Origin of the sequence: Mycolicibacterium bacteremicum, from assembly GCF_002086115.1 — a bacterium.
GTDB lineage: Bacteria > Actinomycetota > Actinomycetes > Mycobacteriales > Mycobacteriaceae > Mycobacterium > Mycobacterium bacteremicum.
The window spans coordinates 279066-300494 of the sequence record NZ_MVHJ01000004.1; the positions used below are offsets into that span (position 1 = coordinate 279066).

Below are 21429 nucleotides of genomic sequence, written 5' to 3' on the forward strand. Positions count from 1 at the left end.
GCGGTCGGGGACCGGCGAATCACACCGTCTGGGGGAGCGTGACCCCGGTGGCCAGCCGGGCGTAATCGCGCATCAACCGCAACGCCACCTGCCGGTCGAGTTGGGGGTCCCGGGCCACGATGCGGTAGCCGAAATAGTCCTCCATCGACATCAGCGTCATGCCGATATCGCGGGCGGGGGAGCTCAGGGTGAACACGCCGGTCTCGGCACCGACCGTCAACAGGTCGGCATAGAGACCGACCTGACGGTGGTAGATGGCCTGCACATCGGAGCGCTGGTCGAGTTCGAAACCCGCGGCCAGCACCGCCCGCCAGATCGCGCGCCACTCCGCATCCTCGGGCCCGGACGGCAACCCGGCCGCGATGGTCAGGGCCAGTCGGGTGCGCAGATCCTCGGTACGGGACCCGATCTCCAGGCGCTCCTCGTAGAACCGGACGTCGGAGCGCAGGGCCAGCTGGGAGAGCAGGTCGGTCATGTCCCTGAAGTAGTAGCGCAGCGCGTTGGTGGTCAGGTCCAGCTCGGCGGCCACATCGGCGAGTCGCAGGGAGGCCAGGTCGTGGCGTTCGATGACGGCGATCGCGGCGTCCAGGATCTCGGTGCGGCGCTCCTGTTGCCGGTTGGGTCGGGCCATCGACGCGGTGCTCCTCACGAAGGTCGGTGCCATCTATTTTGCCGTTTGTGTTGCGCAGCGCACACGGCGGGCGCATAGTTCTTTTCCAAACAGGAAAAAAACTCGTGAACGGGGCCGGAAGAATGCGTGCCAGAGATCTCGGCGTGGTCATCGGGGAACACCCCACCGGGCCGCACAACGCCATCACCGATGTCCCCGGAGTGCGCGTCGGTCAAACCACCCTGCAGGGCGACGGGGTGAACACCGGCGTCACCGTCGTCATCCCGCATGACGACATCTGGACCGAGCCGGTGTTCGCCGGCTCGCATGTGCTCAACGGCAGCGGCGAACTGACCGGGCTGGAGTGGATCCGCGAGTCCGGCGAGCTGACCACCGCCATCGGCCTGACCAATACCCACAGTGTCGGGGTCGTCCGTGACGCGCTGGTGGCCGAGCAGGTCCGGGTGCGCGGCGACGGGGTCTACTGGTCGCTGCCGGTGGTCGGGGAAACCTACGACGGATTCCTCAACGACATCAATGGATTCCACGTCCGGGCCGAGCACGTGCGGGCGGCCCTGGAATCCGCGTCGGACGGGCCGGTGGCCGAGGGCAACACCGGCGGCGGCACCGGCATGATCTGCCACCAGTTCAAGGGCGGCACCGGGACGGCGTCGCGGGTACAGGGCTACACCGTCGGCGTGCTGGTGCAGGCCAATCACGGCCGCCGCGAGCGCCTCCGGATCAACGGGGTGCCGATCACCCAGCCCGACGTCCCACTGCCTTCGCTGCCCCCGGGCTACGCCCCAGGGTCGGGATCGATCATCGTCATCGTCGCCACCGATGCCCCGCTGCTGCCACACCAGTGCCAGCGCCTCGCGCAACGCGCCGCACTGGCCGTCGGCCGGCTCGGTGGCACCGGCGAACAGTACAGCGGTGACCTGATGCTGGCGTTCTCGACCGGCAACCGCGGCATTCCGCCGTATGGCGTGGTCGAGGACCCCGCCGCGGTACGGCCCGAGATCCCGTTGCGGATGGTCGGCCCCCAGCTGATGGACCTGCTGTTCGACCTGACCATCGAGGCCACCGAAGAGGCCATCGTCAACGCCATGGTGGCCGCCGAGACGGTGACCGGATACCGCGGCTACACCGTTCACGCCATCGACCACAACCAGCTCATCTCGGCGTTCAAGGAGAACTCATGACCAGCACCGAAAGTCGGCGGCTGAGCGGCAGGCTCGGCCCGATCGGCATCGTCTTCATGGTCGTCGCCGCGGCGGCCCCGCTCACCGTCATCGGCGGCAACATGCCGCTGGCGATGGGGCTGGGCAACGGCGCCGGCGCACCGGTCGGATTCCTGATCGCCTCCCTGGTGCTGCTGGTCTTCAGCGTCGGGTTCGTCACCATGACACCGCACGTTCCCGAGGCCGGCGCCTTCTTCTCGTACGTCACGGTGGGTCTCGGGCAGCGGATGGGCAAGGGCATCGCCGTGGTCGCGCTGATCGCCTACACGGCCATCCAGGTCGGCATCTACGGCTACATCGGCTGGGCGATCGGCGATACCGTTGCGTTCTACGACGGTCCGGTGATCCCTTGGCCTGTCTACTCTTTCGTGATCCTGGCGGTCGTCGCGGTGCTCGGCTACCGGCACATCGACCTGAGCGCGAAGGTGCTCGGCGTGGCGCTGGCCCTGGAGATCGGCATCGTGGTCATCCTGGACCTGGCCATCGTCACCGATCCCGGCCCGGCCGGTATCACGTTCGCCTCGTTCACCCCCGGCGTGTTCACCCAAGGCGCCATCGGGATCGCGATCCTGTTCGCGCTCACCGGGTTCATCGGTTTCGAGGCCACCGCGGTGTTCCGTGACGAGGCGCGTGATCCCGAGCGCACCATCCCGCGCGCCACCTACGCCGCGGTGATCCTCATCGGCGCCTTCTACACGCTGACGGTGTGGGCGTTCGTCGTCGCGATCGGCCCCGACCAGGTGGCCGCCACCGCGCAGCAGACCCTCGACGGCGAGGCGAACATGCTGCTGGACACCACCGACGCCGCGCTAGGTCGCATCGGTCGCGATATCGTCAACATCCTGCTGCTGACAAGTCTTTTCGCCTGCGTGCTGTCCTTCCACAACGTGATCGCCCGTTACCAGTTCGTGCTGTCCCGCAAGGGACTGCTGCCCGCGCGGCTGGGCACGGTGCACGACAACCATGAGTCGCCGGCCTTTTCCTCGGTGGTGCAGACCGTGACCGCGGCCGTCATCGTGGCCGTGCTGGCCCTGCTCGGAATCGATCCGCTGGTCGGTGTGTTCGGGTCGATGGCCGGGGTGGCCACCGTCGGCATGGTGCTGCTGATGCTGACCACCTCGGTGGCGGTACTGGTGTTCTTCCTGCGCCACCGCGACCTCGGTGGCGGCAAACTGTGGCAGACCCGGTTGGCCCCGGTACTGGCCGTCCTGGGCCTGCTGGCCAGCCTGTGGCTGGTGCTGTCGAACTTCACCCTGGTCACCGGCGGCAGCGTCACCGTCAGCACCATCCTGGCCGCCGTGCCGTTCGTCGGTCTGGTGCTCGGCGCGCTGCTGTGGCGCCCGACGCGCAGCGGTGTTTAGCAGCCACCCTGCAACGGGCACTACCCCTGGGTGCCCCGCCCCGATCCGAGCCCACATGTCTTCGTGGTGTTCGGCGCCACCGGCGACCTGGCCGCCCGAATGCTCTTTCCCGGCTTCTACCAGTTGGCCGCCTCGGGCCGGCTACCCGCGGACTACGCCGTCATCGGATCGGGCCGGCACGCGCCGGACGACTTCGCCGACACGATCGCGACGGCGCTGCGGGACGCGGTCGACGATGTCGACGCCGACGTGCTGTCGGATCTGGTGTCACGGCTGGACTTCGTCCCCTCGGACGCCGACGATGGCTCCGACCTGGCCGAAGCGGTGCGCGGGGCGCGCGATGACCTCGGACCCGACGCCCAGGTCCTGATCTACCTGTCGGTGCCGCCGGAGGCGATGCAGCCGATGATCGGCATGCTGGGCCGCGAGGGGCTGGCCGCAGACGCCCGGATCGTCGTGGAGAAGCCGTTCGGCACCGATCTGCAATCCTCCCGCGAACTCGACGCCGCCCTCAAGGAGATCGTCGATGAGCGGCAGGTCTACCGCGTCGACCACTTCCTGGGCAAGGAGGCGGTACAGAACATCCTGGCGCTGCGCTTCGCCAACGGATTCATCGAACCCGGCTGGCGCGCAGAGCATCTGGAGTCGGTACAGATCGACGTGCCCGAGGAACTGACCATCGAGGGCCGGGGCAGCTTCTATGAATCGACCGGTTGCTTCCGCGACATGATCAGCACCCATCTGTGCCAGGTGCTCGGCATCATCGCCATGGAACCGCCCGAGCGGCTCGACGAGGCCGGGCTGCGCGACGCCAAGGCGGCGGTGTTCGAGGCCATGCGGCCACTGGATCCCGACCGGGTGGTGTTCGGCCAATACCAGGGCTATCGCGACGAGGACGATGTCGCCGAGGACTCCCGGGTCGAAACCTTCGTCGCGCTGGAAGCTTTCGTCGACACCGAGCGCTGGCGCGGTGTGCCGTTCTACCTGCGCACCGGCAAGGCCCTCGGTGACAACCGGCGTACCGTCACGGTGACATTCCGTCCGCCGACCGCCCTCTTCGGCGCCGACCGCACCCGGCTGGTGCTGGAGCTCACCGACGAGCCGGCCCTCGGGGTGCGCCTGCTGGCCAAGCGACCGGGACCGGATCTGGATGTCATGCCGGTCGATCTGCACGCCGATATCGGCGAAACCGTCGGCGGGGACCGGCCGCTGGAGGCCTACGAACGCCTGCTGCTCGACGTCATCCGCGGTGATCAGATGCTGTTCACCCGTGGGGACGAGGTGGACCGGCTGTGGCAGATCTGTCAGCCCGTGCTGGATGCACCGCCCGAGGTGCACACCTACCCGAAGGGATCCTGGGGGCCGGAGGCCGCCGTGGCACTGACAGATTGGCAGCTGCCGGATGACTGATCCGCTCGCCATCTCCCAGCACGGACTGATCGGCGACCTGCGGACCTGCGCGTTGGTGGGCGCCGACGGCACCATCGACTGGTTCTGCGCACCGCGGTTCGACTCCCCGAGCGTCTTCGGCGCCATCCTGGACCCGGACCGCGGCGGGAGCTGGCGGCTGACCCCGTGCACCGAGGTCACCCGCACCCAGCAGTTCTACTATCCGGACACCGCCGTGCTGATCACCCGTTTCCTCACCGAGGACGGCGTCGTCGAGGTCCATGACTTCATGCCGGTACTCGCCCCGGACGAATCCGACCACCGGCAACGGGTGGTGCGCCGGGTCAGCGGGGTGCGTGGCACCATGCGGCTGCAGATGCGCCTGGACGCACGCCCCGACTACGCCCGGCAGTCCTGCACCGCCGCACACACCGGGGACGGTGTGCTGATCACCGGGGACGGTGTGCGCCTGGGGCTGATCGCCTCCACCGACCTGGCCGTCGAGGAGACCTCCGAGAACAGCCTGGTGACAGCAGATTTCGAGCTGAGTACCGGTGACACCGCGCTGTTCGTGCTGGAGATGCTCGGCGCGGACGATGATGTCACCGCCGACACCATGAGCCGTACCGATGCGCTGTTCGACGCGACCGTCGCGTTCTGGCGGGACTGGATCTCCACGTCGTCGTACACCGGCCGCTGGCGCGAGGTGGTGCACCGCTCGGCGATCACCCTCAAGCTGTTGACGCACGAGCCCAGCGGTGCCATCGTGGCCGCCCCCACCGCGAGCCTGCCCGCCCCGGTCGGCGGCAGCCGTAACTGGGACTACCGCTACGTCTGGATCCGCGATGCCGGATTCAGCATGTACGCGCTGTTACGTCTCGGATTCCTCAACGAGGCAAGCGAATTCACCCGGTGGCTGTCGGAGCGGATGGGGCAGCGGGACGGCGACGACGACCGTCGGCTGGGCCCGTTGCGGGTGCTCTACGACATCGACGGCAACCTGCCCGAAGAACAGGAACTCGACCACCTGTCCGGACACCGCAACTCCAAGCCGGTGCGCATCGGCAACGCCGCGGCCCACCAGCTGCAACTCGACATCTACGGCGAGATCATCGATTCGGTGTACCTGTTCAACAAGTACGGCCCCGGCATCAGCCATGACGCCTGGAACGATGTGACCGCGATCGTGGACTGGGTGGCCGACAACTGGGACCGCCCCGACGCCGGGATGTGGGAGATCCGCGACGAACCGCAGCCCTACACCACCTCACGCCTGATGTGCTGGGTGGCCATCGAGCGGGCCATCCGCATCGCCCGATCCCGCGGCCTGCCAGGCGATCTGGTGGCGTGGTCCAAGGCCCGCGACGATATCTACGACCGCATCATGACCAAATCGTGGAATCCGGACCTGCAGTCGTTCACCCGCGTCGAGGGCGGGGTGGACCTCGACGCCGGGCTGCTGCTGATGCCGATGGTGAAGTTCACCTCGCCGGCCGATCCGCGGTTTCTGGCGACGCTGGACGCAATCGAGCAGCATCTGGTGACCGACAGCCTGGTGTTCCGGTACGAGCCGGGCACCGATGGCCTGGAGGGCGAGGAGGGCACCTTCTCCATCTGTTCGTTCTGGTACGTCGAGGCGCTGACCCGGGCCGGCCGGCTCGCCGACGCGCAGTTGGCCCTGGAGAAGATGTTCACCTACGCCAACCATGTCGGGCTCTACGCCGAGCAGGTCAGTGCCACCGGCGATCAGGTGGGCAACTTCCCGCAGGCGTTCACCCACCTGGCGCTCATCAGCGCGGCGATCAACCTGGACCGCGCGCTCGACGGGTAGCGCGGCTATCCGCGGTAGAACAGCGCGGGCGGCAGCGCGCGCAGCCCGCCACCGCTGTTGCTGCCGGCGAACTCGGGGGCACCGCCGTCATACAGGTCGCCGATCACGAGATCGCCGATGGGCCGGAACCGGCCGACGGCGCTGCTGATCAGCACCCGCAGCCGGTCCCCGTCGGTGAGCTGGTCCGGGCGGGCCACCCGATCGGCCGCAAGTCCGAACGCGACCGGTTCGATACCGGCCAGGTAGAGCCACAACGATGAATACACCCGGCTGGAGATGTTCTCGGCGGGCAGCACCGCGTGATGGAACGGAATGCCGTCCGCCGAGCTGGCCAGCAGCAGATCCTGGTCCCGGCCGGGGCCGTACGCGTGCGGGATCTTGATGCAGACCGAGTAGTGGTCCTCGACCGGGCCGAGCCGGACCAGCGCGGCGGCCTGCGCGCCGGGAACCAGCAGGGCGCTGCCACCGGGCAGGTCGGCGTCGGCGTCCAGCGCAAGGGTGGCCTTGTGGACCGGGCCGGTGCCGTCGAACAGTCCGCCGACACCGCCCAGCAGGGCGGCGACCGACGAGCGGATGGTGGCGGTGGCGGATCGGGGGAGGATGCCCATCCTTCGAAGCTAGTACGTCTCGGCGCCTCGTGCGCTGCCCGCCGGGTACGTCTTCGCACCAAAACGGACCGGCAGGCGTGCCGCGCTGGCTACCCTCCAGACGACATCGGGTGTTGTCAGAAATGCAGGGGGTCATCGATGGGTGCTGTCGAGCGGGTCGAGCCATCCGGGCGGACCGCGTCATGGCGGTATGCCGTGGCCGCGGTGGCGGTGTGCGCCGGACTGGTCGTCGCACCGGTACACGGGGTGGCCTGGGCCGAGGAGACCTCGTCGACGCCCACCGGTACGTCATCGGACACCCGAACCGAGGACACCGATACGTCCTCCGGCGCCGCGGACCGCGGGCAGTCACCGAACCGGCCGGGGCCGAAAGACCGGACCGAGCCCGAAACCGAGCCCGAGGACACACCCGCCGAGGAATCCGAGGATCCCGCCGAACTCGAACCCGCCGACGATCCCGACCCCGAGCCCACCGAGGAAGAGCCGGCCCCGTCCACCGACGAACCGGAACCCACTGTCGAGGAACCGGTTTCGACGCCACCGTCACGTACGGAGCCAGCCACCGGCACCAAGGCAGACCGCGACGACACCCAGCTGAGCGGGACCGGCGTCCGCTCGGTGCGCACCGCCCGCACCTCGGCACGCACCGCCGGGACGGTCGGCCTGCTCGAGGCGGCCACCCCGCAGCTCGCGCCGGAGGCGCCGGTGGCCACCCCGGCCGTCAGTGCGACCCCGGCTGCCGCCGCCGCGCAGGTCACCACCCCCGCGCCGCCGAAACCGCTCTCGCCGATCGCCCAGCTGATCGAACTGCCCGGCCGCATCGTCAATGCGGTCCTGCAGTTCCTCGATCTGACCTCCGCGATCGGCCCGAGCAGCCCGTTCCACATCGCGCCGATCAACGATCTGCTGTTCGCGGCCTTCCGGGAGATCGAACGGCTGGTGGGCCTGCACCGCACGCCGGCCGTGCAGCCGGTGCTGCCCACCATGACCTACACCGGTCCGACCGACCGGCCGACCCCGACGGTGGCCCAGTTCCTCAACGCGTCGACGGCAGCGTACGGCTGGGGCACCGTGCCCGGTGGGATGGTGCCCCTGACCGATGCCAATGGGTTCCAGCTGCAGTCCACCAACATCTTCTCCGGGATGTCCGGCAAGGCGTGGGTGACCCCGCAGGGCCAGGTGATCATCGCCTATCAGGGCACCACCGGCGGAACGAACCTGCTGGTGAACCCGATCATCACGCTGGCCCAGCTGGCCGCCGACATGCAGGTGATCCTCACCGGCACAACGCCGTTGGCGTTCTATGACGCATTGCGCTTCGCGCGCCGGGTGCAGGAGGAGGCCGCGCTGCAGGGCTATGCGCCCGAGGACGTGTTCGTCACCGGACATTCGCTGGGTGGCTGGGAGGCCCAATTCGTCGCGCAGCGCACCGGTTTGGCCGGCATCGGCTTCGAATCGCCGGGCCTGAACACCAGGGTGCCGGGCAACGGCGCGGACTCGCACTTCGTCAACATCGCCCAGTACGGCAGCCCGGCGGCGTTCATGGCCACCGATCTTCCCGGCCTGCAACCGTTCTTCCCCGCCTACGTGCCCGGCGGCGGTGCCAAACCGCACTACGGCCCGATCGTGGTGATCGGAGACCGCGAGGCGATGAATCCCATGGTCAACGCCGCCGCGATGTGGGGCAAGAGCCTGATCGGCAGCCTGGTGTTCGCGGTGGACTTCCTGGGCAACTTCTTCCAGTACCACCTGATGGGGGTGCAGGCCTATCACCTCGACGTCGACCCGGATCCCGGCGTGGTGCCGTGGCTGGGCACCCGGCACGGCACCGTGCACACCGGCTACGGCGAGCTGACCATCGGCCAGTTGCTGCTGGCCGCCTCCGACGACGGGATCCTGATCACGCCCTGACCTGCCGGTAGATGCGTTAATTACAGGAATGTTTCCTGTCAAAGAGCTGTGAAACAAGAAAATTTACGTCGTTCGACATGCTTGCTGTCAGTTTTCTGTCCAAGATGGCTACCCGACGCGCCAATGCGGCGTAAACGTGGACGGGACTCGCCCGAGCCGCGAACAGAGGGAGCCTGATGAGCAAGCTGCGCACAGCCCTGCGCAAGATGACCGTCCTGTCCGGTGTGTGCGCCACGGCGGTATTCGGAGTCGCCGCGTGCGGCAGCGACGACAGCGCCGGTGGTGGTGGTGGTGGAGGCGAGATCAACATCTCGATGACCTCGTTCCCGGATTATGTCGATCCGCAGCTGTCCTACACCGTCGAGGGGTGGGAGGTGTTGTACAACACCTACACCCCGCTGTTGACCTACAAGCACGCCAAGGGTGAGGACGGCGCCACGGTGGTGGCGGGCCTGGCCGAGGACATGCCCGAGATCTCCGAGGACGGTAAGACCTACACGTTGAAGCTGCGCTCGGGGATGAAGTACTCCGACGGCACACCCATCAAGGCCTCCGACTTCACCTACGCGATCCAGCGGTTGTTCAAGGCCGACTCCGGCGGTTCGGTGTTCTACAGCGGCATCGTCGGTGCCCCGGCGTACGCGGACGGGACGGCGGACACCATCTCCGGCATCGTCACCGACGACGCGACCGGCGACATCACCATCACCCTGGATGCGCCGAACGGCACCTTCGAGAACGTGCTGGGGTTGCCGTTCGCGGCGCCGGTGCCGCCGAGCACACCGCTGGCCGATGACGCGACGAACAGTCCGCCCCCGTCGAGCGGGCCGTTCATGATCACCAATGTCGAAGCGCCGCAGACCATGACGCTGGAGCGCAATCCGAACTTCCAGAGTGTCCTGGACGCCGGCGCCACCGAGGTCGCCGATACCGGGGTCGACAAGATCGTCGTGACCCAGAACAAGAGCAACTCCGCGCAGGTCACCGGTGTCGAGCAGAACACCATCGACTTCATGGTGGACCCCCCTGACGCGGACCGGTTGCAGGAGGTGAAAACCCGCTTCGGCGAACGGTTCCGGATGGAGGAGTCGATCAACACCTACTACTTCTGGATGAACAACCAGACCGCGCCGTTCAACGACATCCGGGTGCGGCAGGCGGTCAACTACGCGATCGACCCGGAGGCACTGAACCGGGTATTCGGCGGGCGCCTGCACCCGACACAGCAGATCCTGCCCCCGGGCATGCCGGGCTACGAGGAGTACAAGCTCTACCCGGGCCCGGACATGAACAAGGCCAGAGCCCTGCTGGCCGAGGCCAACCCGGCAGACCGGGACATCACGGTGTGGACCAACGACGAGCCCGACCGCAAGCGCATCGGCGAGTACTACCACGATGTGCTCAACCAGCTGGGCTTCAACGCGACGCTGAAGGTGATCGCCGGTGACGTCTACTTCACCACGATCGGCAATCAGTCCACGCCGGATCTGGACACCGGTTTCGCGAACTGGTTCCAGGACTTCCCGCACCCAGATGACTTCTTCCGGCCCCTGCTCAACAGCGATGCCATCCTGCCGACCAACGGCAACAACTTCTCCCGGGCGTCCTACCCGGAGCTGGACGCGAAGATGAACGAGTTGCTGGGCCGGCAGCTCACCGACGGTGACACCGAGGCCCAGTACGCGGCGTTGGACAAGGCCTACATGGAGCAGGCGGCGTGGGCGCCCTACGGCAACGAGCAGTTCACCACGTTCGTCTCCGACCGTATCGACTTCGACAAGGCCTATCACCATCTCCTGTTCAATCAGGACTGGTCGGCCCTGACGCTGAAGTAGGGATGTCCACACCATCCGAGGCCGTCGATGCGCCCGGGGAGCCGGTCCTGCCGGCCGGTGTCCCCGCGGCGCAGATCCGAGGCAGAAGCCCGTGGTATCTCGCCTGGCTCCGACTGCGACGCAACAAGGTCAGCCTGGCCTTCGGCGCACTGTTCCTGCTGACCGTGCTGTTCTGTCTGGCCGCGCCGCTGTGGGCCGAGCATGTGGCGCACACCGGCCCCAACGAGAACCACATCACCGACACGGTGCTCATCGACGGGCAGCAGGTCGACGTGGTCTCCCCCGACGGCACCCCGATCGGCCCCGGACTGCACGGCCGGTACCTGCTGGGCGCCGACCAGAACGGCCGAGATGTGATGGTGCGCCTGATGTACGGCGGCCGGACCTCCATCTACATCGGGGTGGCGGCCGCGGCCATCACGACGGTGCTGGCCGTCGCGGTCGGGCTGCTGTGCGGCTACTACCGGGGGTGGGTGGACGCGACGCTGTCGCGAATCATGGACGTGGTGTGGGCCTTTCCGGTGCTCCTGCTCGGCATCGCGCTGGGCACCGCCTTGGCGCTCGGAGGGCTGAAGATCGGTGCGCTGCAGATCGCCGGTGACTCGCTGTGGATACCGATCATGATCATCGGTCTGGTCTATGTGCCCTACATGGCCCGGCCGATCCGCGGTGAGATCCTGGCCCTGCGCGAGAAGGAGTTCATGGAAGCGGCTGTGGCGCAGGGGAAAGGACCGGCCCGCATCATGGTCACCGAGTTGCTGCCCAACGTGGTGTCCACCATCATCGTGTTCTTCACCCTGAACATCGCCAACAACATGCTGCTGGAATCGGCGCTGTCCTTCCTGGGTGCGGGAGTACGCGCACCCAACGCGTCGTGGGGGACGATGATCGCCGACGGCTATCAGACGATCTACACCGCGCCGCACCTGACGATCGTGCCCGGCCTGATGATCGTGCTGACGGTGTTGTCGCTCAACGTGTTCGGTGATGGTCTGCGTGACGCGCTGGATCCGCGCGCCAAGATCCGGTTGGAGCACTGACATGGCACGGTTTGTCGTACGCCGGCTCAGCGGCATGGTCGCCGTCCTGTTCGCCATCTCGGTGCTGGTGTTCCTGATCTTCAACGTGATCCCGAACTCCGACCCGGCCGCCAGGATCGCCGGCAAGAACGCCGACCCGGAGCTGATCGCCAGGGTGAGCGCCGATCTCGGCCTCGACCGGCCGCTGTACGTGCAATACCTGACGATGATGAAGCAGATCTTCACCGGTGAGCTCACCTCCTACGCGAGCTCGCAGAACGTCGTGGATCAGATCTGGAAGGGGCTGCCCGCCACCCTGTCGCTGTGCATCGGCGCCGCCGTGATCTGGATGGCGCTGGCGATCTGGTTCGGCTATCTCAGTGCCGTCCACGCCGGGAAGTTCACCGACCGCGCGCTGACCATCCTGTCGCTGGTCGGGATCTCGGTGCCGGTGTTCTGGCTGGCGGCAATCCTGTTGTACTACCTGAGCTTCAAGGCCGAACTGTTCCCGACCAGCGGGTACGTGCCGCTGACGAAGGATCCGCTGGACTGGGCCTATCACCTGATCCTGCCCTGGTTGACCCTGGCGGTGCTCTACGTCGGCTTCTACAGCCGGGTGCTGCGATCCAACATGCTCGATGTGATGAACGACGACCACGTCCGTACCGCGCGGGCCAAGGGCATCAGCGAACGCCAGGTCCGGGTCAGGCATGTGCTGCGCAACTCGATGATCCCGGTCGTCACGCTGTTCGGGCTGGACTTCGGCGCCGTCGTCGGCGGGGGTGCCATCCTCACCGAGACGGTGTTCAACCTCAACGGCGTCGGTCTGTACGCGGGACAGGCGATCGGCTCGTTGGATCTGCCGCCGCTGATCGGGGTGACGATGTTCGGAGCGTTCTTCATCGTGCTGTTCAACACGCTGGTCGATGTGGCGTACGCATTCCTGGATCCCCGGATCCGGATCGGAGAGGCGGCCCCGGTATGAGTCCCTTACTCGAAGTCGACAATCTGCGTGTCGGTTTCACCACCCAGGACGGCGTGGTGACCGCGGTCGACGGGGTGTCGTTCGATCTGGCGGCCGGCGAGGTGCTGGCCATCGTCGGCGAGTCCGGTTCGGGCAAGAGCGTGACCGCCCAGACCGTGATCGGCCTGACCCGCGCACCGAATGCGACCATCGACGGAGCGGTGCGCTTCGGCGGACGCGATCTGACCCGGCTCGACGATCGTGAGCTGCAGGGTGTGCGCGGCGAACACATCGCGATGGTGTTCCAGGACCCGATGACCTCGCTCAATCCGGTGTACCGGGTCGGTGATCAGATCGCCGAGATGATCCGTGCACACCGCGATGTCTCACGCGCGGAGGCACGCGACCGGTCCGTGGAGCTGCTGCGGACCGTGGGCATCCCCAATCCCGAACGCCGGGTGCGGGATTACCCGCACGAGTTCTCCGGCGGCATGCGGCAGCGCGTGATGATCGCGATGGCGCTGTCGCTGGAACCCGAGGTGCTGATCGCCGACGAACCGACGACCGCACTGGACGTCACCATCCAGGCGCAGATCCTGCGCCTGCTGGCCGAACTCAACGCCGAGCGTGATCTGGCAGTCGTGCTGATCACCCACGATCTGGGCGTGGTGGCCGAGATCGCGGACCGGGTACTGGTGATGTACGGCGGCCAGGTGGTCGAGGACGCCACCGTCGACGACATCTTCTACGATCCCCAACATCCCTACACCTGGGGTCTTTTCGGATCGCTGACACCGCTGGATACGCCGCAGCACGCACGGCTGCCGCAGATCGGGGGAGCCCCGCCGTCGCTGCTGGCGTTGCCGCCGGGGTGCCGGTTCGCCCCACGCTGCCCCCATGTGTTCGAGAACTGTGCGCAATTACCGCCGTTGGAGACCCGGGCGACCGTCGGGCACCTGGACCGCTGCTGGCTGGACCCGGTGCAGAAGTCAACCCTGCGCGAGGTGGACGGGCGGATCGGTCTGCGCAGGCGGGTGACGCAATGAGCGCATCGGAGCCGCTGTTGCAGGTCACCGACCTGGTCAAGCATTTCCCGATCAAGGCGGGCGCCATCATCGAGCGCGAGGTGGCCCGGGTGCGGGCCGTCGACGGTGTCAGCCTCACGTTGCACGAGGGTGAGACGCTGGGCCTGGTCGGCGAATCCGGGTGCGGCAAGTCCACGTTGTGCCGGCTGATCCTGCAGTTGATGGCGCCGACCTCGGGGTCGGTGACATTCCAGGGCCAGGAGTTGGTGGGGCGGTCACGTCGCGATCTGCGACCGATCCGCCGCCACATTCAGATGGTGTTCCAGGATCCGTATGCCTCGCTCAATCCGCGCCGACGGATCGGACAGATCATCGGTGACCCGATGGAGCTGCACGGCCTGGCCAGCGGTGCCGAGGTCAAGCGCCGGGTGCAGGATCTGCTGGCGCGGGTGGGTCTGCAGCCCGAGCACTACAACCGGTTCCCGCACGAGTTCTCCGGCGGGCAACGGCAGCGGATCGGGATTGCCCGCGCGCTGGCGTTGCGGCCCAAGCTGATCATCGCCGACGAGCCGGTGTCGGCGCTGGACGTGTCGGTGCAGGCGCAGATCATCAACCTGCTCGAGGACCTGCAGGACGAGTTCGGGTTGTCCTACCTGTTCGTCGCCCACGATCTCGGTGTGGTGCGCCATGTCTCGGACCGGGTGGCGGTGATGTATCTGGGCAAGATCGTCGAGACCGGTTCGGCCGCCGATCTTTACGCCAAGCCGCTGCACCCGTACTCGAACGCGCTGCTGTCGGCCGTCCCGATCCCCGATCCCCGGCGCAACGCGGCGCGGGAGCGGTTGATCCTGGAGGGCGACGTCCCGAGTCCGATCGACCCGCCATCCGGGTGTCGCTTCCACACCCGGTGCCGGTGGGCCACCGATGTCTGCACCGCGCAGGAGCCCGCCATGGTCGAACGCGAGCCGACGCACGCGGCGGCCTGTCACCACCCGCGCCACCTGGAGGCAATGGCCGATCAGGCGTCGTAGTCCACGCCGACCGACGGGGTGACCGGGCGGGACTGGCAGGTCAGGACCCGCCCGGCGCGGACATCCTCGGCGCTCAGCGCGTAGTTCTGATCCATCGTCACCGCGCCCGCCGTGATGACGGCCGTGCACGTTCCGCAGGCACCGCCCAGACACGCATACGGTGCGTCGATCTTGTTGCGCAGCAACGCTTCCAGGATCGTCTCGCCGGCGTCGAGGGCGACGGTGCGTGCGTTGCCCCGCAGGGTGACGGCCACCTCGCCGGCGATGGCCCCGTCGCGTGGTGGCGCCGGAGCGGCGCCGCGGAAGAGTTCGACGTGGATGCGCGCCGCGGGCACCCCGTCCTCGATCAGGTTGCTGCGCAGGCTTTTCACCAGTTCTGCCGGTCCGCAGCAGAACCACCGGTCGACGGCATCGGTGTCGCCGAGGAGGCGGTGCACCAGGTCGGGATCGATACGGCCGCGCAGCTGCGCGGGATGGTCGGGGTCGGCCGACCGTACGTGGATGACGCGCAGCCTGCCCTGTGAACGTGCCTGCAGGTCGTCCAGTTCGGCCGCGAACATCGTCGTTTCGGCGGTGCGGTTGCCGTAGATCAGGGTGAACCGGCTGTCGGGTTCGGCGTCGAGGGTGCTCTGCAGCACCGACAGGACGGGTGTGATGCCGCTACCGGCCGCCACGGCCACATGGTGGTGGCGGGCATTCGGATCCAGCGCAGCGCCGAACGAGCCGGTGGGTGCGCCGAGTTCGAGGGTGTCGCCGGCCCGGAGGTCGTCATTGGCGAACGTGGAGAACTGACCGCCGGGTATTCGGCGGATCGCGATGGCGAGTTCAGCGGACAGCGCGGAGGTGCATATCGAGTAGTTGCGCCGGAGGTGCTGGCCGGCCAGCCGGTGGTGGACGGTGACGTGCTGGCCGGGCCGGAAGCCGAACGTGTCCCGTAGATGCGATGGCACGTCGAAGGTGATCTTGACGCTGTCCGGGGTCAGCCGGTCCACGCTGCGGACCGTGAGCCGATGGGTATCGCCCCCGGCGCGCGGTGCGTGCACCGGCAGGACGCGGGCCAGCCTGCCGTTCGACTGTTTCCAGGTGCGGTACTCGTCGGCGTCGAGCTGCTGGCCGAACACCGTGATGAGCGCGGGGTCGTGGTCGAGGTAGGCGGCCTCGTTGCGTCGCCATGCCGCGACATAGCGATGGAACGGCACCGAGGGGTGCAGATGATGCACCAGGTGGTAGTTCTGCGACAGCAGCAGCGGGGTGAGGATCCACTCCGCGCCCACCCGGTTGCGGGTGGCCCGGTAGCGGTTGCCGCGGTGGGTCTCGGTGAGCCCGTGGTGAGGCAGCCAGTCGAACCACCACGCGAGTACGAACATCGCCACTCGCTCCGGGATCAGGTAGACCAGAGCCAGCATCCACATGTGACCGGTGCCGGCGGTGACGGCGATGGCCGCGACGGTGCCGGACATCAGGACCGCGGTTTCGGCGATCTCGGCGCACGGCCGGGTGCCGATGTTGCGGATCAGGAATCGTAGATACGGCACATCCATCAGCGGGAAGCGCAGCGGCAGTTGCCAATACGGTGCCGCGCTGACGAAATGGTCGGGGTCGTTGTCACCGTCGTTGGTGTTGCGGTGGTGCTCGATGTGGATGAAGGCGAACGATTTGAACGAGATCAGCGGGGAGACAAAGAACATCGCCGCCCGGCCGAATGCCACATTGACCCAACGATGGCGGCTGATCGAGTAGTGCGATGCGTCGTGCAGCACGGTGAACAGCACGAAGATCGCCGCGGCACTCAGCGCGATGGTGAGGACGGCGGGCAGGCGCGATGTCAGCGCCGCCCAGGTCGAGGCGGCGAACACCGCGACGGCGCCGACGAAGATCGCGACGGTGGGCCAGCACAGCGCCGGAATCTGCTCGCCGGTGTCGGGCACCGGGGGCGGGGCGGCAGCGGGTGCGCCGGGGTGCTGAAGTGCCAGTGACACGGCGGTCGTCCTATCGCGCGGTCGGTCGTGGTGCCCGTAAAGCTAACGATCGCCGGTCGGCGCGACAATGAGGTGTGCGCACCTGAACATGTGCTGGCCGCACATCAAATCGGCCGATGGTCTCCTGTGACTGTCAGCCGTTGCGGAATATCGATGCTCCGAGCACGTCGCAGGCGTAGAGCGCAGCGTGCACCTCAGCACGCCGGGACGGCCTCGGCCCGCCGAGTCGCTGCTCGGCCCGGCGCACCCGCTGCAGCACGGTGTTGCGGTGCACGCCGAGCGCCTCCGCGGCCGCCTTCAAGCTGCCCTGCGCGGTCAGGAACGCCAGCAGCGCGGCGCGCTCGGCGCGGCTCTTGGAGTCATCACGGGCGAGCTCGCCGAGTTCGGCCGCGACGTAGGCGCGCAGCGCGTCGAGGTCCTGGGACATCACATCCGCCAGGGCGACATCGCGGTAGGACGTGGTCGACGGGGCCGCCCGCTCGGCCAGTTCGGCGATCCGGCGCGCGCGCAACGCCTGCAGGTGCGATACCCGGAAACCCGCCGGGCCGGGCTGCACCGTCCCGACGGCGAGATGCACTTCCGGTCCTGGGCTCGGTGCGGGCACGGTTGCGCCGCGCGGTGCCACCGTCCAGCCCCACACCGTGCGCGGGCCGGCGGTGATGACCAGTGCCCGGTCGGCCCCGAGTCCCTTGGCGACGCGTTGCGCGGTCCCGGGCAGATCGATACCGGCGTCGGCGGTCCAGCACACGAAGGCGAGCTGGCCGCCGGTGAGCGGATGTCCCAATACCGCTTCGGCTGCGCGCAGGTCGATGCGTTCGCCGGCCAGCAGGGCGCGCACCACGTCGGTGCGTTCGGCCCGGTCCCGGTTCTGCCGGCGGTCCAGTTCGGCGAGGTATTCCGAGGACACCAGCGTCGAGATGCGGTCGATGTAACCGAAGCCGAACCGCTCGACCTCCAGGAACAGTCGTAGCGCCTCCGCCGGATCGGGCACGTGGGTGGTGAGCGCCTCGGCGAACTTGCCGGTGAAGTACTGATGGCCGAGGCGGTAGAAGCGCAGCATCACGTCCAGGCTGTGTCCGCGCGAGGCCATTGCCCGGGCGTGCTCCAGGGCGGTGACCGGGGCTTCGGCCGCGGCCGCGTCGATGCCCAGGCGGACCATCGAGAGCACCGCCTCCAGGTTCGACGAACACGAGCCCAGGGTCAGGCCGCGCAGGTCGGGATCGGCGGCGATCTCCGGGATGTGCCGGGCCAGATGGTCCAGCATGTCCTCGGCCAGCGGGGCGATGTTGCCGAGCAGCGCCGCGGCGACGTCGCGGACGGCGGGCGGGCCGTCGGCGCCGGGTCGCGTGTCCACCTCCCGGACCCTAGTTCGCCGGTGCGCGGTTCAGCGCACCTTCACCACGGTGCGTCCCCGGTTGCCGCCACCGCGGATGCGGTGCAGCGCGGCGGGCACGTCGTCGAGGCCGACCTCGTCGGCGACCAGTTCATCGAGCAGCGGGGGACGCAGGTCGCGCCCGAGCCGCGCCCACACGTCGCGACGACGGCCGATCGGGCACTGCACGGAATCGATTCCCAGCAGCGAGATTCCGCGCAGGATGAACGGAAAGACGGTGGTGGGCAGGGCAACTCCGCCGGCGTTGCCGGAGGCCGCCACCGCGGCGCCGTAGCGCAGCGAGGCCAGCACCGCGGCCAGCGTCTCGCCGCCAACGCTGTCCACCGCGGCCGACCAGGCCTCCTTCTGCAGGGGACGCTTCGGGTCACCGAGGGCCGAGCGGTCGACCACGTCGGCGGCGCCCAGGGTGCGCAGCCAGTCGGCGGCGTCGGCCTTGCCGGTGACCGCGGTGACCGAGAACCCGCGGGCGGCGAGGATGGACACGGCGACGCTGCCCACCCCGCCGGTGGCCCCGGTGACCAGGATCGGGCCCTCGACGTTCATGGTGAGCCCGCGCTCTTCCAGGGCGATGACACTGAGCGCCGCGGTGAATCCGGCGGTGCCCAGGATCATCGCCTCGCGCAACGTCAGGCCGTCGGGCAGCGGCACGACCCAGTCGGCGGGGACGCGGGCGTACTCGCTGTAGCCGCCGTGGTGGGCGACGCCGAGGTCGTAGCCGTGCACCAGCACCTCGGCGCCCTCGGCCAGACCGGAGTCGCCCGGGTCGACGACGGTGCCGGCCAGGTCGATGCCGGGGATCAGCGGATCGATGCGGGCGACCTTGCCGTCCTTGCTCGTGGCGAGGGCGTCCTTGAAGTTGACGCTCGACCAGGACACCGCGATCAGTACGTCGCCGTCGCCGAGGTCGGCGACCGGGAGTGAGCGAACCTCCAGGACGGTCTCCGGTCCGGACGAGTCGGCGATCAGAGCGCGCGTCGTATCGGTCGCTGCGGGTGCCACGGTGCCTCCTGGGTGATGAGTGGGACGGTGCCCTCTCTATCTTTCCCGCGGCGGACGGTCCTACACGCTGATCCGGACGACCACCCGGTCCTTGCTGCCGCGCGCGATCAGCTTTTCGAGGAGCGTGATCACGTGGAATTCGACGCCGTACTTGGCTTTGATGAGCTGCCGGACTCGGGCCGTCTCGGCCGGATCGGCGTCGACGATCGCCGAGCCTGGTGTCGTGGGGGCGCCCTCGGCGATCGTGCCGGTCCGTCCGCAGGGTGCGAGTTCGACGCGGCTGTCCCGGCGGATGCGTTTGACCTTCCAGCTGTCGGCCGGCGTCCACATCACCAGCGCGTCACCGTCGCGCGCCAGCCACATCGGGGTCGCCACCTTCTCGCCGTTCTTCTTGAACGTCGCCAGGGACACGAACTTCTCGTCGGCCAGGTCGGCCACGGGATCGGTCATGACCCACATCATGCAGGCGGGGCGGCTGCTGTGCTCAGATCGTGGAGCCGATGACGGGAATCGAACCCGCGTATTCAGCTTGGGAAGCTGATGTTCTGCCATTGAACTACATCGGCCTGTTCGATCAGGAAGGCTAGCATCCTGGCCACACCGATTCATGAGTTGGGGGATCCATGAAACGCCTCGCCGCAGTCGCAGCCGCCCTGAGCCTGAGCATGGCGCCGGCCGCCACCGCCACCCCACCGGACGGTGACATCGAGCGCACCGACCTCGCCGAGGGCACCACCACGGCGCCGGTGCAGATCGAGACCGCCGGGCCGACCACCCTCTACGTCCAGAACCTGGTGCTGCACCCGCCGTCGAGCAGCGGCTGGCACACCCACCCCGGCGTCGAACAGACCGTCATCACCGGCGGTACCGTCACGCTGCAGACCGCCGACCAGTGCGCCCCCACGCCGTACCTGACCGGGCAGGCCATCGTCATCCCGGCCGGTGTGCCGCACCTGGTCCGCAACGACAGCCCGCACGACGCCAATGCGGTGGTCACCTACACGCTGCCCGCCGATCTGCCGGTCCGCGCCGACGCGCCAGCCGCCTGTCCCTGACCGGCGGCGGTTAGGCTCACCGCGTGCTGCTCTCCGATCGCGACATCCGCGCCGAGATCGCCGCGGGCCGGCTGGCGCTGGACCCGCACGACGACGGACTGATCCAGCCCTCCAGCATCGACGTCCGCCTCGACAGCCTGTTCCGGGTCTTCAACAACACCCGGTACACCCACATCGACCCGGCGCTGCGCCAGGACGACCTGACCACCCTGGTCGAACCCAAGGAGGGCGAGCCCTTCGTGCTGCACCCCGGCGAGTTCGTGCTGGGCGCCACGCTGGAGCGCTGCACCCTGCCCGACGACCTGGCCGGCCGCCTGGAGGGCAAGTCCTCGCTGGGCCGGCTCGGACTACTGACGCACTCCACCGCGGGCTTCATCGATCCCGGCTTCTCCGGGCACATCACCCTCGAGCTGTCCAACGTCGCCAACCTGCCGATCACGCTGTGGCCGGGCATGAAGATCGGCCAGCTGTGCCTGCTGCGACTGACCAGCCCGGCCGAGCACCCCTACGGCAGCAGCAAGGCCGGATCCAAGTACCAGGGCCAGCGCGGTCCCACCCCGTCGCGCTCGTATCTGAACTTCCCCCAGTCCTGAACCCGCGTAGGGTTCATTACGTGCTCTAGCTAAGACCGTCGGGTGTAACGGCGGTGCTGCTCACGGCGATGAAGTACTAGTTGCCGGTTTCTGTCGACACCCCGGTTTCGGCGAAACGAGCGATATAGCAAACACTTTGGAGGGGTAAGTGGACATCGTACTCGGTGTGTCCCTGACGCCTACGACGGTGCGGATGGTGCTGGTCGAGGGGGAGAAGGGCGACGGCGCGACCGTCGATCACGACGTCTTCGACGTCTCCGGCGTCGAGGGCGCAGCAAGCCCGAGCGCGGCCGACCAGGTGGTCGAGGCGGTGCTCGGGACGCAGGAGAGCGCCGAGGCCGGCGGGCACCATTTGAAGTCGATCGGTGTCACCTGGACCGACCACACCGAGGCCGCCGTGCTGCGCGACGCGCTGGCCGCCCGCGGTCTGACCGATGTGATGCTGGTGTCCGAATTGCACGCCGCCGGAGCGCTGGCGCAGGCGGCCGGCCGCGGGGGGGGGGAAACGTGCGCCCGCCGGCGGTTACCGGAACGCCCCACCCCCCCCCGGGGGGGGGGTCCCGCGGCTATCGCCTCGGGGGGGAA

At 68.2% G+C, this 21429-nt stretch carries 19 protein-coding genes and 1 tRNA gene; 13 read left to right on the plus strand and 7 right to left on the minus strand.

What is annotated here, in order from left to right; all coding sequences use genetic code 11:
* Positions 1-19 precede the first annotated feature (19 nt).
* Positions 20-631, minus strand: a complete 612-nt coding sequence (locus BST17_RS07095; RefSeq protein WP_083056520.1) for a TetR/AcrR family transcriptional regulator — start codon at positions 629-631, stop codon at positions 20-22.
* Between the two features lie 122 nt (positions 632-753).
* On the opposite strand from BST17_RS07095, the gene BST17_RS07100 reads away from it, so the two are divergent.
* Genes BST17_RS07100 through BST17_RS07115 form a run of 4 tightly spaced genes read left to right on the plus strand, consistent with a single transcriptional unit; the run spans position 754 to position 6432 of the window.
* Positions 754-1812 carry a DmpA family aminopeptidase gene (locus BST17_RS07100; protein WP_083056522.1) on the plus strand — a complete coding sequence of 353 codons (1059 nt, stop codon included), beginning with the start codon at positions 754-756 and terminating at the stop codon, positions 1810-1812.
* The gene (locus tag BST17_RS07105) at positions 1809-3212 is read left to right on the plus strand and encodes an APC family permease (protein ID WP_083056524.1); all 1404 of its coding nucleotides are present in this window, start codon (positions 1809-1811) and stop codon (positions 3210-3212) included. The genes BST17_RS07100 and BST17_RS07105 overlap by 4 nt, the downstream gene beginning before the upstream one ends.
* Before the next feature lie 30 nt (positions 3213-3242).
* A complete protein-coding gene (gene zwf, locus BST17_RS07110) occupies positions 3243-4622 on the plus strand; it encodes a glucose-6-phosphate dehydrogenase (RefSeq protein WP_234807566.1) in 1380 nt (459 codons plus the stop codon).
* The gene (locus BST17_RS07115; RefSeq protein ID WP_083056528.1) at positions 4615-6432 is read left to right on the plus strand and encodes a glycoside hydrolase family 15 protein; all 1818 of its coding nucleotides are present in this window, start codon (positions 4615-4617) and stop codon (positions 6430-6432) included. Before zwf ends, BST17_RS07115 begins: the two co-directional genes overlap by 8 nt.
* 5 nt (positions 6433-6437) lie before the next feature.
* On the opposite strand, the gene BST17_RS07120 is transcribed toward BST17_RS07115, so the two are convergent.
* The gene (locus tag BST17_RS07120; RefSeq protein ID WP_083056530.1) at positions 6438-7040 is read right to left on the minus strand and encodes a hypothetical protein; all 603 of its coding nucleotides are present in this window, start codon (positions 7038-7040) and stop codon (positions 6438-6440) included.
* Positions 7041-7178: 138 nt separating this feature from the next.
* Between BST17_RS07120 and BST17_RS07125 the strand changes: the two genes are divergently transcribed.
* From BST17_RS07125 to BST17_RS07150, 6 genes are all read left to right on the plus strand, one after another.
* Positions 7179-8951, plus strand: a complete 1773-nt coding sequence (locus BST17_RS07125; RefSeq protein WP_083056532.1) for a hypothetical protein — start codon at positions 7179-7181, stop codon at positions 8949-8951.
* A gap of 176 nt (positions 8952-9127) precedes the next feature.
* Positions 9128-10786 (plus strand): ABC transporter substrate-binding protein, encoded by a 1659-nt coding sequence (locus tag BST17_RS07130; RefSeq protein ID WP_083056534.1) that lies wholly within the window; start codon positions 9128-9130, stop codon positions 10784-10786.
* Between the two features lie 2 nt (positions 10787-10788).
* The gene (locus BST17_RS07135; RefSeq protein ID WP_083056536.1) at positions 10789-11826 is read left to right on the plus strand and encodes an ABC transporter permease; all 1038 of its coding nucleotides are present in this window, start codon (positions 10789-10791) and stop codon (positions 11824-11826) included.
* 1 nt (position 11827) lies between these two features.
* Positions 11828-12790: an ABC transporter permease gene (locus BST17_RS07140; RefSeq protein ID WP_083056538.1), complete on the plus strand. Its 963-nt coding sequence runs from the start codon at positions 11828-11830 to the stop codon at positions 12788-12790.
* Complete coding sequence (locus tag BST17_RS07145; protein WP_083056540.1) at positions 12787-13815, plus strand: ABC transporter ATP-binding protein; 1029 nt, start codon at positions 12787-12789, stop codon at positions 13813-13815. Before BST17_RS07140 ends, BST17_RS07145 begins: the two co-directional genes overlap by 4 nt.
* On the plus strand, positions 13812-14825 hold the full coding sequence (locus BST17_RS07150; protein ID WP_083056541.1) for an ABC transporter ATP-binding protein: 1014 nt from the start codon (positions 13812-13814) through the stop codon (positions 14823-14825). Before BST17_RS07145 ends, BST17_RS07150 begins: the two co-directional genes overlap by 4 nt.
* Here BST17_RS07150 and BST17_RS07155 read toward each other — a convergent pair.
* From BST17_RS07155 to BST17_RS07175, 5 genes are all read right to left on the minus strand, one after another.
* Positions 14813-16804 carry a fatty acid desaturase gene (locus tag BST17_RS07155; RefSeq protein WP_083056542.1) on the minus strand — a complete coding sequence of 664 codons (1992 nt, stop codon included), beginning with the start codon at positions 16802-16804 and terminating at the stop codon, positions 14813-14815. The two genes, BST17_RS07150 and BST17_RS07155, sit on opposite strands and share 13 nt — an antisense overlap.
* A 133-nt stretch (positions 16805-16937) precedes the next feature.
* A complete protein-coding gene (locus tag BST17_RS07160) occupies positions 16938-18158 on the minus strand; it encodes a PucR family transcriptional regulator (protein ID WP_234807567.1) in 1221 nt (406 codons plus the stop codon).
* Between the two features lie 30 nt (positions 18159-18188).
* Positions 18189-19196, minus strand: a complete 1008-nt coding sequence (locus tag BST17_RS07165) for an acrylyl-CoA reductase family protein (RefSeq protein ID WP_083056543.1) — start codon at positions 19194-19196, stop codon at positions 18189-18191.
* A gap of 60 nt (positions 19197-19256) precedes the next feature.
* On the minus strand, positions 19257-19646 hold the full coding sequence (locus tag BST17_RS07170; RefSeq protein ID WP_165762228.1) for a PPOX class F420-dependent oxidoreductase: 390 nt from the start codon (positions 19644-19646) through the stop codon (positions 19257-19259).
* 42 nt (positions 19647-19688) lie between these two features.
* Positions 19689-19762: transfer RNA gene (locus tag BST17_RS07175), tRNA-Gly, on the minus strand.
* Between the two features lie 57 nt (positions 19763-19819).
* Between BST17_RS07175 and BST17_RS07180 the strand changes: the two genes are divergently transcribed.
* The 3 genes from BST17_RS07180 to BST17_RS07190 form a co-directional block, all read left to right on the plus strand.
* Positions 19820-20251, plus strand: coding sequence for a cupin domain-containing protein (locus BST17_RS07180; protein WP_083056547.1), 432 nt, complete (start codon positions 19820-19822; stop codon positions 20249-20251).
* Positions 20252-20274: 23 nt separating this feature from the next.
* A complete protein-coding gene (dcd, locus tag BST17_RS07185) occupies positions 20275-20844 on the plus strand; it encodes a dCTP deaminase (RefSeq protein WP_083056549.1) in 570 nt (189 codons plus the stop codon).
* A 148-nt stretch (positions 20845-20992) separates the two neighbouring features.
* On the plus strand, positions 20993-21429 hold a 437-nt coding region (locus BST17_RS07190), incomplete at its 3' end, for a DUF7159 family protein (RefSeq protein WP_456238122.1).